The organism is Lichenibacterium ramalinae (assembly GCF_004137085.1).
Taxonomy (GTDB): Bacteria; Pseudomonadota; Alphaproteobacteria; order Rhizobiales; family Beijerinckiaceae; genus Lichenihabitans; species Lichenihabitans ramalinae.
This window is the reverse complement of sequence record NZ_QYBC01000010.1, coordinates 65,391-79,874: the sequence shown is the minus strand read 5'-3', so window position 1 is coordinate 79,874 and position 14,484 is coordinate 65,391. Positions and strand designations below refer to the sequence as shown.

Genomic DNA, 14,484 nt, shown 5'->3' with positions numbered 1-14,484 from the left:
CGTCGCCGCGCTCGCATGCGGGTCAGGTCGCGGCCGGCGATGCCCTCCAGCCAGCGAGGAAGGTCGGCACCTCAGCGGCGGCCATGGGCTTGGCGAAGAGGTAGCCCTGAGCGAGCTTGCAGCCGACGTCGGCCAGGAAGTCCAGCTGCGAACGCGTCTCCACGCCTTCGGCTACCGTCTTCAGGCCCAAGTTGTGAGCAAGGCCGATCACGGCTCTGACGATCACCTGCGCGTCTTTGTCTGCCTCCATGTTGGAGACGAACGAGCGGTCGATCTTCAGCCACGAGACGGGGAAGCGTTTAAGGTGGGTCAAAGACGCGTAGCCTGTGCCGAAATCGTCGAGCGAGATCGCCACTCCGGCTCCGCTCAAGACCTTCAGCGCCCTGGTCACGGCCACCGTGGCGTCGTCCAGAAGGACACCCTCGGTCACCTCGATCTCAAGCTGATCTGTGCGGAGCCCCGCGTGGGCCAACGCTTGCAGGATGCCGTCCGCGAAGTCGGCGCGATGCAGCTCGGGCGCTCCGGCGTTCAACGCGACGTGGCCGAAAGGTACGCCCCGCTCCGTCCACACGCGCATGTCCGCCACGACGCGGCTCAGCATGCGCGAGCCGAGACGACACGCCAGGTCGGGGTCGGCGAACGCCTCCTGCAGATCCGACGGGGAACGCAGGCCCGACGCATCCCGCCATCGTAGCAGAGCCTCGAAGCCGACCACTTTCCCGGTCTGGAGCGAAACCTTGGGTTGATAGAAGGGAAGCACTGCATCTCGGTTCAGCGCCTCTTTGGCAGAACGGAGCACGTCCACGCGACGCCTGAGGTCGTCGCGCATGGTGGTGTCGAACGACGCCACACGATTTCGACCCGCTTTTTTCGCCATGTAGAGTGCCATGTCGGCGTTCTTGAGCAGCGCCGTGGCGTCGGCATCGTGGCGAGGATAGACAGAGAAGCCGACGCTGCCCGAGGACTCGATCTCCCGGCCGCCGTGCATCAGCGGCTGACGCAGAGCCTGAAGAATGTTCTCGCCGACGACGTTGGGCGCCGCGCGGTACCGCTCGCAGGAGATGACCACGCCGAACTCGTCGCCTCCGAGACGGGCCACGGTGGCGTTCGAGGGGCAACAACGCCTGAGCCTGTCCGCCATGGCGCGCAGCACGGTGTCCCCGGCGTCGTGCCCCAGCGTGTCGTTGACCTCCTTGAAGCGGTCAATATCGACGATCAGGACGCAGGCCTCGGTGCCTCGCACGTCGGCTTCCGCCACCGCCTCCTCGACACGCGCCTGAAACAGCGTCCGGTTGGCCAGTCCCGTCAGTGCGTCGGCGTGGGCCGCCAACCAGAGCTCGTGTTCGACCCGTTTGCGATCCGTGATGTCCTGCATCGTGCCGACTCGCCGGGCCGGCCGGCTCTCTGCATCCAGAAAGAGACGCTCCCGCTCCTCCATCCAGCGCACCTCACCTGACCCGAACCGGAGGCGATAGGTGCTGATCCGCAGGCTGCCGTGGGTCTCTTCCGACATCTGCCCGTCATCCAGCAGATGGACGCGGTCGTCCGGATGCACGGCATCAAGGAACAGCCGTCGGTCTGGAGCGGTGGTTCGAGGGATCCGAAGCAGGTCATGGAACTCCGGCGACCATTCGCGTCGTCCCGTCACCAAGTCCACGTCATAGGTGCCGAGCCCGGCCACCTCGCTGGCGAGCCTCAATCGCTCCTCACTGGCGCGAAGGGCCTGCTCAGCGGTCCGGCGTTCGTGGATGTCGGAGATGATCCCGACCCAACCGTCAACGAGACGATCGTCCGAGAGCAGCGGCACCACGTCGTCCCTTACCCAGCGATGGCCGCCGTCGACGTGGCTCAGACGGTACTCGTTCAGGTATGGTTCGCCAGCCGCGTGAGCTCGGTCGCGCCTCGCCCTCACGCCCGCGCGGTCGGCGGGGTGAATGGCGTCAAGCCAACCGTCGCCCACCTCTGTAGCAAGACGGCCTGTGAACTCCGCCCAGCCCTGGCGTTCGCAGCTCGTCTGGGCGGCATCGGAATGCCACACGATCACCGAGGTGGCGTCGAGCAGCGCCTGGTGCCGCCGCAGCGTGGAGCGAAGCGCGTCCTGGGTCCGTTTGCGTTCCGTGAAGTCCTCAAACGTGCCTATGCGGCGGACAGCACTTCCTTCGCCGTCGAGTACGGCTCGCCCGCGCGAGGCGATCCAGCGCGTGTCGCCTGTATCTGGACGGACGATCCTGAACGTCGTCATGGACATCCCGACGGTCTGAGACAGGTTGGCCCGATACTGTTCAACGACGAGGTCCCGGTCGTCAGGATGCAGGATATCGAGTAGGCCGCAGCTGGCATCCTGCTCACGAAACCCGAGCATTCGCCGAGCTTCCATGGAAAAGTGGCACTCTCCCGTCCGCAGGTCGACATCCCACGTGCCCAGCGCCGCAGACTCGAGCGCTAGCCGCAGCCTGCTGCCCTCATCGCACAGGTTCTGCTCCGCTGCCTTACGTTCGTGAACGTCTGTGACCACGCCAACCCACCCGGTGATCACATCACCTTCGTCTTTGACCGGAACGGCGTGATCCTCGACCCATCGCCACCCGCCCGCTTTGAACCAGAGGCGGTACTCAACGGTGAGGCTCCGCCCATGCCGCACGGCGGCCCGGTTGGTTTGGTGCGTCCTCTCACGATCGTCCGGATGAACCGCTTCCAGCCAGCCCTCAGGAGCGGAGACGTCTTGTGGGTATCCCGTAAACTCACTCCAACCACGGCTGTCGCACTGCCCGCTTTCCAGGTCGCGGCTCCAAACAATCTGCGACGTCGCCTCGATCAACGTCCTGTAGAGCCTCTCAGACCGCCGACTGGCGCTTTCCGCCTGGCGCTGGGCAGTCACGTCGCGAGAGATGACCAAAAGCCGCCTTGGCTTGTCCGTGTCGTCGTTGTGCAACGGCGTGATCGTGCTTTCCCACCATCGGGGAGAGCCCGTGACCGTAGGAAGGTAGCCACTGACGGTGGTCGGGCGCCCACTCGCCGCAACGGCGAGCGCCGCGCGGGCCGCCTCGCGATCCTCTCCCTGCCAGAACTCGACCCAGTTCTACCCCACCGGAACGGTCGGCCCATCGAAGCCCATTGCCGCCGCACCGCCGGCGTTGAGCAGCAGCAAGGTCCCATCGGAAGAGAGCATCTTGATGCAGTCGCCGCTCGACTCGAACGCGAGCGCGACGAGGTCATGGTTCAGAGCCTTGGAAGGCCGGACCGAAAGGCTCATTGCATTACGTCCGCTGCTCTACGTCGAGGCATGGTTACCGATTATCATACGTTAGGACAGGCACGTTAATGAGGTACAGCGAATGTTTCACAACGTGCCAATGCCCTGACGGCATGACGGTCGGGCCCTGCCTCGGCTCGCGCGTTCCATCCGCCGGCTGTCGCTTAGCTCCTGACTTTTTGCCGCGGACCGATGGGGTGTTCTCGACGCGGTAGGCTAACGTCGCGGATGTCTGTCGCAAAAAGGTATCATTCTCCAAGAGCTACCGCGACAGAAGCTGCCTGAGGTTGCCGGTGGAAACGTCTCCTTCTGCTTGATCCAGATCGAAAGCAGCCGGACCGCCTTCCACCCACTTACGACATTGCGCGCCAACTCACTTCACGATCCGAAAGCCCGCAGGTTCAGGAAACTCAGGCTCTGTTTTGCAGCACGGCGAGTTTGCGCGCCGCTCCACGCCGGGCGAGCAGGCGCTCGCCGTAGCGCGCCACCATGGCTACGGACTTCCAGCTGCCGGCCTGCATCACCTCACCGAGCTCGAGACCCGCCGCCAGCATGTCCTGTGCCGCCCCGACCCGGGTCGAGTGACCGGAATGCGGTCGTGCCGTCCTCACGCCCGCCGCCTCGGCGAGCTTGCGGAAGATCCGCGGCACCTCCTGCCCCTCGAGCGCCTTCGCGGCCGCCCTGCCCCATCGCGTCACCGGCCTGAACAATGGGCCATGCGTCGGCGCCCCGATCGCGTCGAGGTAGGCGCGCAACGCTCGGACGGTGTCAGGCGCGAGGAACTTGACGACACCCTCGCCGCCCTGGTCGGTCTTGGACCTGCGGACCAGGATCGTGGTCCCCTCCCCCGACACCGGCGCGAGGTCCTCTATATATAAGGAGACGAGCTCGGAGCGGCGGAGCAGCGTGTCGTAGGCGACGGCGGCCAGGGCCGCATCCCGGAGCGCGATGGCGGTAGGCTCGGCCCCCTGCCCGACCGCTGCCAGCATGCGGTCGAGCGCGGGCCGGTTCAGCGGTTCGGCCTGGCGTTGGCGCGTGGTCTTGGCGCGCGCCATGCGCCGGAGCGCGAGCTTGGCCGGCTGCATCGCCGTCGGGGGGACGAGGCCGGCTGCCCGGTGCATGCTGGCGATCGAGGCGCAGTAGCGCCGCACCGTCGCCGGCGCCCGCACCCCGGCCATGGCGTCGACGAAGGCCGCCACGGTCTCGGGCGAGGCCGGCAGCGCCTCCCTGCCCTGCCCCGCGCACCAAGCCGAGAAGACGCGGGTGTCGGCGGCGAGCGCCCGGATGGTGTTCGGCGCGAACGCGCCGGCCGCGTCGCGCGCGTGGTCGTTCAGCCTCGCATCGATCGTCGCGCGATCGATAGGCTGATCCCGCGACTCGGGGACGACCACGGACCGGTCGGCTGCAGCGAAGGGCACCATCACGCAACCCTGCCCAACGCGATATCTGCAGTCAACGATAAGGCTAATTATCGATGGCTATCGTTTTCACGTTGGCCTGGCCCGGACGCTAGCGAGCGATCGTGCTTCCCGCGCTCAAATGAGCACCCTCCATCGCGGTCTCGGCGGTAGCGGCAAACCGGCAATCCCATCGCCGGCTCGGATCGGCGCCGTCTGACTGCCTGTCGGCAAGAACACGACCGCTCCCCTTCCGATCCAGCGGTGTGCGGCCGCTGACGACCCGACCGTGCTGTTTGAGGCCGTTTATCGTTCGATCCGACGCGGACTTCACACGGCGCAGCCAGGCAGCGCTACAGGCCCTGACCGGCTTGAACGCTTCGACCTGCCGGCGTGATCTCCGTCAGATCTTTGCAGAGGCTGAAGCTGCCCAGCCCTCCCGAACCAGAGGAGCCCGGCTGACTCGATGTAGGTCAGCCAGACATCGCGTTCGGCCAGTCAACGATCCGGCGCAGGTTTGGGGCATAATGCCCGACGATGCGGATGAATGCTCCGACCCTCAAAGGTCGAAGATGCGCCCGCGGCTCATCGTACCTTGAGGATCGATGACGCTCTTGAGCGCGCGGAGCAGGTCCAGCGTCACGGGGTCGACCCGCTCCATGAACGCGCGTTTCTTCGAGCGCCCGATGCCGTGCTCTGCGCTGATGCTGCCGCCAAAGCGGTCCAGCGTCGTAAAGATCACCTCCTCGGCGGCCCGGAAGAGGTCACGGCGGGGCTCTATCGACCAGGAGGCGGGTGGGACGACGTTGAGGTGGATGTTGCCGTCGCCGACATGGCCGTAGGCGATCGGGCGACCGTCGGGGAGTTCGGCGGCAAGCCGGGCGAAGGCCGCGTGCAGGAAGGCCGGGATCTCGGCCAAGGGCACCGACACGTCCGTCCGGTAGTAGGGCCCGGAGCGGCTCTGCGCGGCCACCATCGCCTCGCGCAACAACCATAGACGCTCCGCCTGGGCTTGGCTCTGCGCGATGGTGCCATCGACGATGAGGTCACCGGCCTCCTCGAAAAGTACCTCGAGGAGAGCCGAAAGATCGACCGCACCCCCACCGGAGAGCTCCATCAGCACGTAATACGGGCACGCCTCTCCCAACGGGTCGAGGAGGTCGGGCCCGTGTTCCAGGGCCAGGGCCAGTCCGTCGCGCGTCATCAGTTCGAAGGCCGAGAGCAGGTCGCTGCAGGCGCGCCGCGCCCGGCCGTATAGGGTCATGACGTCCTCGACCGAGCGTAGGCCGACGAGGGCGGTCTCGACGCGGGTCGGCTTGGGGAACAGCTTGAACGCCACCGCTGTGACGATGCCGAGCGTGCCCTCCGCGCCCACGAAGAGCTGCTTGAGGTCGTAGCCACGGTTGTCCTTGCGCAGGGTGCGGAGCCCGTCCCAGACCCGGCCGTCCGGCAGCACGACCTCCAGGCCGAGCACGAGGTCCCGCGTCATGCCGTAACGCAGGACGTTGAAGCCTCCGGCGTTCGTCGCCACCACGCCCCCGACGCGGCACGAACCCTGCGAGCCGAAGGTGATGGGCAGCAGCATGTCCTCGGCGTCGGCGGCCTTCTTCGCGGTCTCCAGCACGCAGCCGGCCTCCACCACCATGGCGAAGCCGACGGGATCGACGGTGCGCACCGCGCTCATGCGGTCGAGCAGCACGACGACCTCTCGGTCCACATCCCCCGACACTCCAGCGCCGACGAGCCCTGTCAGCCCGCCCTGCGGAACGAGCCCGAGGCCGAGCGCGCGGCAGCGGCGCACCACGTCGGCGAGTTCAGCGGCCGAGCGTGGGCGGGCCACCGCGACGGGCTGCCCCGTGTAGCCACCCGTCCTATCCCGGGTGAGGGGTGCGATCAGGTCCGGGTCCGACAGGAACAGGTCGGGCGCGAACCCGTGCCGAAGGGCGGCCTCGGACGGGTGCGCGGCATCGATGCGATCCATGGCGTCAAGTCTCTTCCTCGGTGTCGGGCTCCGCATGCGGCGCCGCCTCGTCCCGTCCGGCATTGCCTGATCGGACCGTGTTGAGCCGTCGCTTCATGCGCCTCAGGCGATCATCGTGCGGCTCGTCGCGCCGGAGCGCCACTGCGGTCGAGAGCACGTCGATCATGACCAGCGCGGCGATGCGTGACGTCGTCGGCGTGTAGACGCCGGTGTTGTCGAAGGTCTCGATGAGCAGAACGACGTCGCAGAGCGCGCTGACGTCACCCTCCGCCCCGACGAGGCCGATCACCGCGGCGCCGCTGTCGCGGGCAAGCCGCGCGGTCTCCACCAGCTGACGCGTCCGGCCCGTGTTCGAGATGACCACGGCGACGTCGCCCTCGCCCATCATGGACGCCAGCATCACCTGCTGGTGGAAGTCCGACTCGGCCCGGCAGGGGACGCCGAACAGCGGGAACTTCTGCTGGGCGTCGTAGGCCACGACGCCTGATGCCCCGAACCCCAGGAACGAGACGCTCCCGGCGCTCGCCAAGAGGTCCACGGCGCGGGCCAACGCCCCGCGGTCGAGGTGCTGTCGCGCCCAATCGAGGCTCGTGAGCGTGTAGGCGAAGATCTTGTCGGCCACCGCGTCGAGCGTGTCCGTGTCCTTGATGGCCGAGTTCGTCGCCGGGCGACCGAGGGCCAGGCTGTGGGCGAGCCTGAGCTTGAACTCGCCGAAGCCCGAGAAGCCCACCGCCGTGCAGAAGCGGATCACCGTGGGCTGGCTGACCCCCGCCTGCCTGGCCACGGCCGCGACGGCTGATTCGAGCACCCAGGACGGGTCGAGCAGGACGAGCTCGGCGACCTTGGCGTCGGACCGCCTCAAGGATGGGAGCGCGGCCCGGACGACGTCGAGCACGTTCTGGACGGGCCGCCGCCCCGCCTCCGGGCTCTTCTGAAGCACGACCATCTCCGCAGAACCTCCTACCGGCACGCGACAGGACTAGACCCGTCCGAGGCGGAGCTCCAAGCCGGTTCGGGCCGGTACGACCCTCACCGCTGAGCCGCCCTGTCGCCCACGGGCCGCCAGTCGTTCGGGGTCGCAGGTATTGAAGGCGAAGAGGCCATGATGGTGGGCCACCATCGTCCCGGCCCCGACCGCTTCGGAGAGTGCCACCGCCTCGTCGAGCGTCATGTTGCCCGGCACGCCACGCGCCAGCAGCGCCGCCGAACGTCCGTTCACCGGCAGCAGAGCCACGTCGGGACGCAGGCAACGCACCTCCTCGACCTGTCCGTCGAAGGGCACGGTGTCGCCCGAATGGAACAGCGTGACGGCCCCGCCGGAGACCGTGAAGCGCAGAACGTAGCCCAGGAACCTGTGGTGCCCGCCCGCGTCAAGCTCCAGCGTCTCGTGGGCCGCCCGCACGGCCGTGACCTCCAGGCCCGGCCACGGCACGATGGTGTCGCCGGCGTCGATGGCGTCGAGACGCGCGGCCTCGGCCCCGGTCCGGCGCAACGCCTCGTCCCGGCTCGCCGCCGGCACCACGAAGCGCAAGCCGGTTCGGGACGCCGCGAGAGGTGCGAGCGTGCCGGGGTCCATGTGGTCTGTGTGGTGATGGGTGATCAAGGCGAGGTCGACCGGCCCGAGCCCCGCGACCGTGATCGGGGCCGCCATCATGCGCTCGTGCGGCGTGGCGGTGCCTCGGTACTTGATCCCCAGCGTGTCCGACAGGTACGGGTCGAGGACGAGGCGCCGTCCTCCGGCCGAGACCACGAAGCCCGCCTGGCCGAGCCAGTGCAACGTCACGCGGCCGGCGGGCTGGACCGCGCCGAGACGCTCGTCGAGGGGCTCGGCGAACGGTGTCTCGTCGATCGCGAGGTCGGTCACGCCGCAGCGCTGTCCCGCGCGACGCGCGCGATCTCGTCGAACCGGGGCCCTGCGGTCGGGATGTCGACGTGGAACACCTCGGCGATCACCTGCGTCCAGCCGTGGAGGAAGTAGGTCCAGCCGTCCTCGACCTGCAGGTCGCGCTCGACCTGCTGGGCCCGGGCCTGGTCGACGAAGACGAGATCGCCGCGGTAGTTCAGGTCCCAGGCGATCGCGCGCTCCGGGAAGTGCGCCCGGTCGCCGAGCGGCGATCCCGGCCTGTCCTTGCCGAGTCCGGTCGCGTTGACCACGAAGGAGCCCGGCCTGAGCCCGTTCAAGACGGAGTCGTTGTCGGCTGATCCCGTCACGAGGCGGTACTCGACCGGCACGTCCGAGGGGATGTCCGAATGGATGCGTCGGATCTCGTCGAGGCGTCCCTGCTCGCGGTCCGACACGACGATGCGGGACGGCACGTCCGCGCCGCGGTCGCGTCGCATCAGGTGCCAGGTCAAAGCGATCGTCGAGCCGCCGGCCCCCATGGCGAAAAGCTCGGCTCCGGTCTCGGCGAAGTGGCGCTGCGGTAGGAAGCCATCCACGGCCAGACCCGAGGAGATCGGGTCCTTGGCATGGCAGACGAGCCGGCCACCGCGCTTCGACAGGCAACTCGTCTCGTCCATCAGGGCGGCATGGGGATCGACGTCGTCGAACAGGTCCCGACAGGCCGCGAACAGGTCGATCTTATGCGTCGTCACGAGGGCGCCCATCGACAGTGGGTCGGTCTTGATAAACCGCACGGCATCCCTGTAACTCTGGGGGGCGGCGTGGATCGGGAAGTCGATGCCCGAGATGGCGGCGTCGATGCCTAACAGCTCCGTCCACGCAGGGAAGACCCGCATGATCGAACTCTGGCCCGTGGTGACGCCGATGAAGTGGAGGGTCGGCCGCGTGGCCGCGCTGTAATTCACGTGTGGTGCTCCGGGCTCGGGCGTCAGGCTGCGCTCGCCAGCACGCGCGCGACGTCGTCCGCCGTGCGGGGCCGATAGGACGCGTTGGGGACCGCCCGCCACCCGCCGTCGCCGGTGCGGAGGACGCGCTGCGCCATGCCGCCAGAGCGGGCGATGATGTCGTAGTCCTGCCCGGAGTCGGCCGGATAGGCGAAGGTCATGACGAGATCGTCTGGGCCGACGTTGACGGAGCGGTGGATCCAGAAGGGCGGCACGTAGCAGACCACGCGGGCTCCGACCTCAACGATGCGGGTCTCGCCCGCGGGCGACTCCATCAGCATCAGCCCCGTGCCGCTTTCACCGTAGTAGATTTCCGGGCGGTTCGCGATCGCGTGGATGTGACCGCGCGTGAGGAAGAACTCGTCGCCCACGGTGCCGGGGGCCATGCGGGTCACCCCGAAGATCATGTCGCCCGGGGCCGACGAGGGTCTGAGGTCCTCGACCGCGTAGACGACGCGGTCCCCGCCGTCCCGCAGCAGCGCGTCGTAGGCCTCGGCGTCGGCGTAGAGGCTCGCGAGGTCCGAGAGCCGCTTCTCGTAGCGGCCGGAGCCGCCCGCGAGCCGGCCGCTTCCGACGTCGACGGAGCAACGCACCGGTTCCGTCATCTCCATGCGTGATCTCCCTTCGCCTCGGATGGTCTCGGGCGCGATGGCACCGACGTGACGGTTTTTAAAAGCCGCTCACCACGTAGCCGCCGTCGACCGGCAGGTCCGCGCCCGTGACGTAGGCCGCCGCCGGCGAGGCGAGGAACAGCGCGGTCCCGACCAGGTCCTCTGTCGTGCCCCAGCGCCGGACCGCGGTCTTCGCCTCGATCTTGGCGGCCGCCCCCGGATCCTCCCACAGTTCGCGCGTCATATCGGTCCGGTGGTAACCAGGCGAGATCGCGTTGACGCGGATCCCCTCGGGCCCGAAGGCGTGTGCGAGATGCCGGGTCAATCCGAGGATGCCGGTCTTGCTGGCGCCGTAGGCGGGAACCGCGGCGTCCGCAACGTAGCTCAGCATCGACGCGAAGTTCAGGATGGAGCCGCCGCGACGCGCCAGGAGCGGTCGGGCCGCCATGGCGAGGCGCATGGCCGCGTTCAGGTTGACGTCCATCACCTCGAGGAACGTGTCCTCCTCGAACTCGCGATGCGGACGGGCGATACCGGCCGCGTTGACCAGCACGTCCAAAGCGTCGAGGCCACCCACGACGGCCTGCACGGCGGCGCGATCGCGGACGTCGAGAGATCGGAAGGTCAGGCCGGCGATACCGCCTTCCCGACGCAGGCCGGCGATCTTGTCCTCTGAACTCCCCGTCGCCAGGACGGTCGCGCCAAGGGCCGCGAAGCCACGCGCGATGGCGAGGCCGATGCCGCTGGTGCCGCCCGACACCATCACGTGGTGCCCGTCGAAGAGGCCGGGTCTGAAACTCTCTGCGGCAGTCGTCACGCTTCACCTCGCGGATAGTGGATCGGGTCGACAATCGGCCGCACGACGACGTCGGGGTGGCGGACCGAATCCCGGCTCACCAACAGACGTATCCGCCGTCGGCCAGGACGATGGAGCCCGTCATGAGGCTCGCGGCGTCGCCCGCCAGGAACAGCACCACGGCGGCGACCTCGTCGGGGCGACCCATGCGGTTCATCGGCGTACCCCCGACCCAATGCCGGTACATCTCGGCGTCCTCGTGGACGTAGGCGTTCATCTCGGTCTCGATGTAGGTCGGCGCGACCGCGTTGACCCGGACGCCCCGGGCGCCCCACTCGGCGGCCAGCGACCGCGTGAGGTGGTGCACGGCGGCCTTCGACGCGTTGTAGTTCGCCTGCTCCTGTGGGCGGTTGACGATGAAGCCCGACATCGATCCGACGTTGACGATGGACCCCGACCCCCGCGCCAGCATGCCGGCCCCAAAGGCGCGACAGCAGTAGAAGACGCCGTTGAGGTTCACGTCGATGACCTTGGCCCAGACCGCGTCGGTCATGGACTCGGCAGGGTGGTTCGAGATGGCGATGCCGGCGTTGTTGACCAGCACGTCCACCGGCCCGTGCCGGGCGGAGACGGCCTCGTGCACGCGCCCCACCGCCGCGGCATCGGTGACGTCGAGCGTCTCGCCCTCGACGCGGTGGCCCTGATCGCGGAGCTTCGCGACGGCACCCTCCAGCGCCACGGGATCCATGTCGGTCAGCACCACGGAGGCGCCGGCCTCGGCCAAGGCCTCCGAGATGGCGAGACCGATGCCGCGGGCAGCACCAGTGACGACGGCGACGCGGTCGGTCAGCTTGAATCTATCCAGATACATGGCGGTCCTGGTCGGGTTCCCGACACGATCGACGGGCAGGCGTCCCGGTGTGCCGGACCAGCCGCCCCGGCGTGCACCGGTTCTGTAATCAAACTACATTTCTCCGATCCGATATCAAAGACAAGCGGAAAATCGCGGCCGTTTCGAGCCATGAATGAGCTTGACGGCTCTCCGACGCGTATTAAAGTTACACGACAGCGGCGACACAGTCGTTTCAGGAGGGATCACCATGAATCGCATTCTGCTCGGCTGCGTCGCAGCCTCGGCTATCCTCGTAGGTACCGCCGGCCTCGCGTCGGCCGCCGACTGCAAGGTCGGCATCTCGATGTTCACGCTGAACGCGCCGTACTACGCGGCCCAGCTGCAAGCCGCGCAGGACCAAGCCAAGAAGGCGGGATGCTCGGTGTCGACCGCCGACGGCCAGAACGACATGTCGAAGCAGATCGGCGACGTCGAGGACATGGTCGCCAAGGGCGTCAACCTAATCATCCTCAACCCCCGCGATCCCGAGGGCCTGGTGCCGGCCGTGAACTCTGCCGCCAAGGCGGGCGTCAAGGTCGTGGTGATCGACAGCGGCCTCAACCCCAAGGCCAACTACGTCACGTTGGTCCAGTCCTCGAACGACAGGAACGGCTTCCTTGTCGGTCAGTGGCTCGCCAAGACCATGAACGGCAAGCCGATGAAGATCGCGCTCCTGTCAGGCGACAAGGGGAACGTGGTCGGGCAGGAGCGCCGGCTCGGGGTGATCCGCGGCATCGCCGAGGGACAGCTGCAGAGCGGGGGCAAGGCGAGCTTCGACATCGTCGGCCAGGGCTGGGGCGCCTGGAACAACGACGGCGGCCTCAAGGCCATGGAGGACATCCTCACCGCACATCCTGACGTCAACGTCGTGCTCGGCGAGAACGACTCCATGGTGCTCGGAGCCCGCAAGGCGCTGGAGGCCGCCGGGAAGAAGGACGTGCTGCTGGTGGCCGCGGCCGACGGCCAGAAGGAGGCCCTGCAGATGATCAAGGAGGGCAAGTACGGGGCGACCGGCCTCAACGACCCGGACGCGATCGGCCGCACTGCTATTGACGTCGGCATGAAGGCCCTCGACGGCTCGCTGCCGGCCGGCTTCTCCAAGCTCGACATCACGGCGCCCGCGGTGATCACCAAGGACAACGTCGACAAGTACATCAAGCCCAACGCGGTGTTCTGAGCCGGCACCGCCGAGGATCCCGGCATGGGCCCGCTCGTCGAGCTGAAAGGCATCACCCGGTCCTTCGGGGGCGTCCGCGCCCTCAAGGGCATCGACTTCGACCTTCGTCCCGGCGAGGTGCACGCGCTATTGGGCGAGAACGGCGCCGGCAAGTCGACGCTCATGCGGGTGCTGGCGGGCGAGATCACGCCGGACGGCGGTGCCATCCTGATCGACGGCGCGTCCGTCGCTCCCTACGACCCCCGGGTGGCAGCCTCACACGGCATCGCGGTCATCCACCAGGAGACCGCGTTGGCGCCCGACCTGTCGGTGGCCGAGAACATCTTCATGCGCGAGCTGCCGGGCATCATCGCCTGGCCGGCGCTGAACCGGCGCGCCGCCGTGCTCCTGAAACAGCTCGGCTTCGCGATCGACCCACGCCGCACCGTCGGCGATCTCGCCGTCGCTCACCAGCAGGTCGTCGAGATCGCCAAGGCGCTCTCCCAGAAGGTCCGGGTCATCGTCTTCGACGAGCCCACGGCGGTCCTGTCCACGGGCGACGCCGAGCGCCTGCACGGCATCATCGCGGGGCTCCGGGCCGAGGGCGTCGGCATCGTCTACATCTCGCATCGGCTCGAGGAGGTGTTCCGCATCTCCGACCGGATGACGGTCATGAAGGACGGTCGCGTCGTCGGCGTCACGACCCCTCGGGACGCGAGCGTCGAGGACGTGATCCGCATGATGGTGGGCCGCCCGCTGGCGGCGCTGTTCCCGAAGGCCGAGGGCCGCCGCATCGGCGACGAGGTGCTGCGCGTTGCGGACCTCCGGCGCGGCAACCGCGTGCGCGGCGTGAGCCTGTCCGTCAGGGCGGGCGAGATCGTGGGCCTCGGCGGGCTCGTCGGTTCGGGCCGCACCGAGACGGTGCGGCTGATCTTCGGCGCCGACCGCCGCGACGACGGCACCATTCACCTCCGGGGCGAGCAGGCGCGGATCTCCTCCCCGCTCGACGCCGTGCTGGCGGGCATCGGCCTCGTGCCCGAGGACCGCAAGCACCAGGGCGTGATCCTCGACATGCCGATCCGCACCAACACCACCATGGCGCGGCTGGCCCCCGTGGTAAACGCGCTCGGGTTCCTCCGCCTGCGCGTCGAGCGCGGCCTCGTCGAGGCACTGTCGAAGCGCCTGAGGCTGAAGAGCGCCGGCGTCGACGCGCCCGCGTCCAGCCTCTCGGGAGGCAACCAGCAGAAGGTGGTGCTCGCCAAGTGGTTCCACGCCGGCACCGACGTCATCATCCTCGACGAGCCGACCCGTGGCGTCGACGTCGGCGCCAAGGCCGAGATCTACGCCCTGATCGAGGAGCTGGCGGCGGCCGGCAGGGCCGTGCTGGTCATCTCCTCCGAGCACCAGGAACTGTTCGGCCTCTGCGATCGCGTGCTGGTGATGGCCGAGGGGAGGATCGCGGGCGAACTGCAGCCCGCCGACTATTCGGAGGAGCGCCTCCTGACCCTGGCGATGACCCGGGGGGCGGCCCCCTTGCGGAAAGCGAGTTGA

The 14,484-nt window shown here is 68.3% G+C and carries 12 protein-coding genes and 1 pseudogene; 2 read left to right on the top strand and 11 right to left on the bottom strand.

The window, feature by feature from the left end:
* Positions 1–22: 22 nt before the first annotated feature.
* The 11 genes and pseudogenes from D3272_RS28315 to D3272_RS13005 form a co-directional block, all read right to left on the bottom strand.
* Entirely contained in the window at positions 23–2,377 is a 2,355-nt protein-coding gene (locus tag D3272_RS28315) for a bifunctional diguanylate cyclase/phosphodiesterase (protein WP_342634182.1), read from the bottom strand.
* Positions 2,375–3,064, bottom strand: a pseudogene (locus D3272_RS28310) (PAS domain-containing protein); the annotation flags it as partial. The gene D3272_RS28315 and the pseudogene D3272_RS28310, both read right to left, overlap by 3 nt.
* 15 nt (positions 3,065–3,079) lie before the next feature.
* Positions 3,080–3,253, bottom strand: coding sequence for a PAS domain-containing protein (locus D3272_RS27300; RefSeq protein WP_165361335.1), 174 nt, complete (start codon positions 3,251–3,253; stop codon positions 3,080–3,082).
* 410 nt (positions 3,254–3,663) lie between these two features.
* Positions 3,664–4,644: a site-specific integrase gene (locus D3272_RS13040; protein ID WP_245496539.1), complete on the bottom strand. Its 981-nt coding sequence runs from the start codon at positions 4,642–4,644 to the stop codon at positions 3,664–3,666.
* A 565-nt stretch (positions 4,645–5,209) separates the two neighbouring features.
* The gene (locus tag D3272_RS13035; protein ID WP_129219640.1) at positions 5,210–6,631 is read right to left on the bottom strand and encodes an FAD-binding oxidoreductase; all 1,422 of its coding nucleotides are present in this window, start codon (positions 6,629–6,631) and stop codon (positions 5,210–5,212) included.
* 4 nt (positions 6,632–6,635) lie between these two features.
* On the bottom strand, positions 6,636–7,571 hold the full coding sequence (locus tag D3272_RS13030; protein WP_245496538.1) for an SIS domain-containing protein: 936 nt from the start codon (positions 7,569–7,571) through the stop codon (positions 6,636–6,638).
* Between the two features lie 39 nt (positions 7,572–7,610).
* Complete coding sequence (locus tag D3272_RS13025) at positions 7,611–8,495, bottom strand: MBL fold metallo-hydrolase (RefSeq protein WP_129219638.1); 885 nt, start codon at positions 8,493–8,495, stop codon at positions 7,611–7,613.
* A complete protein-coding gene (locus D3272_RS13020) occupies positions 8,492–9,439 on the bottom strand; it encodes a shikimate dehydrogenase family protein (protein ID WP_129219637.1) in 948 nt (315 codons plus the stop codon). Before D3272_RS13020 ends, D3272_RS13025 begins: the two co-directional genes overlap by 4 nt.
* Positions 9,440–9,462: 23 nt before the next feature.
* The gene (locus D3272_RS13015; protein WP_129219636.1) at positions 9,463–10,089 is read right to left on the bottom strand and encodes a glucose-6-phosphate isomerase; all 627 of its coding nucleotides are present in this window, start codon (positions 10,087–10,089) and stop codon (positions 9,463–9,465) included.
* A 58-nt stretch (positions 10,090–10,147) separates the two neighbouring features.
* Positions 10,148–10,906, bottom strand: coding sequence for an SDR family NAD(P)-dependent oxidoreductase (locus D3272_RS13010; protein ID WP_428977988.1), 759 nt, complete (start codon positions 10,904–10,906; stop codon positions 10,148–10,150).
* Between the two features lie 76 nt (positions 10,907–10,982).
* Positions 10,983–11,756: an SDR family NAD(P)-dependent oxidoreductase gene (locus tag D3272_RS13005; RefSeq protein WP_129219635.1), complete on the bottom strand. Its 774-nt coding sequence runs from the start codon at positions 11,754–11,756 to the stop codon at positions 10,983–10,985.
* A 229-nt stretch (positions 11,757–11,985) separates the two neighbouring features.
* Here D3272_RS13005 and D3272_RS13000 point away from each other — a divergent pair, with 229 nt between their 5' ends.
* Positions 11,986–12,954: a substrate-binding domain-containing protein gene (locus D3272_RS13000; RefSeq protein ID WP_129219634.1), complete on the top strand. Its 969-nt coding sequence runs from the start codon at positions 11,986–11,988 to the stop codon at positions 12,952–12,954.
* Between the two features lie 24 nt (positions 12,955–12,978).
* Positions 12,979–14,484, top strand: a complete 1,506-nt coding sequence (locus D3272_RS12995; RefSeq protein ID WP_129219633.1) for a sugar ABC transporter ATP-binding protein — start codon at positions 12,979–12,981, stop codon at positions 14,482–14,484.

What these genes read in the sequence shown, in the direction of transcription:
- D3272_RS13035 (WP_129219640.1), bottom strand. Translation starts at nt 6,631, where the DNA reads ATGGATCGCATCGATGCCGCGCACCCGTCCGAGGCCGCCCTTCGGCAC.
- D3272_RS13005 (WP_129219635.1), bottom strand. Translation starts at nt 11,756, where the DNA reads ATGTATCTGGATAGATTCAAGCTGACCGACCGCGTCGCCGTCGTCACT.
- D3272_RS27300 (WP_165361335.1), bottom strand. Translation starts at nt 3,253, where the DNA reads ATGAGCCTTTCGGTCCGGCCTTCCAAGGCTCTGAACCATGACCTCGTC.
- D3272_RS13015 (WP_129219636.1), bottom strand. Translation starts at nt 10,089, where the DNA reads ATGGAGATGACGGAACCGGTGCGTTGCTCCGTCGACGTCGGAAGCGGC.
- D3272_RS28315 (WP_342634182.1), bottom strand. Translation starts at nt 2,377, where the DNA reads ATGGAAGCTCGGCGAATGCTCGGGTTTCGTGAGCAGGATGCCAGCTGC.
- D3272_RS13000 (WP_129219634.1), top strand. Translation starts at nt 11,986, where the DNA reads ATGAATCGCATTCTGCTCGGCTGCGTCGCAGCCTCGGCTATCCTCGTA.
- D3272_RS12995 (WP_129219633.1), top strand. Translation starts at nt 12,979, where the DNA reads ATGGGCCCGCTCGTCGAGCTGAAAGGCATCACCCGGTCCTTCGGGGGC.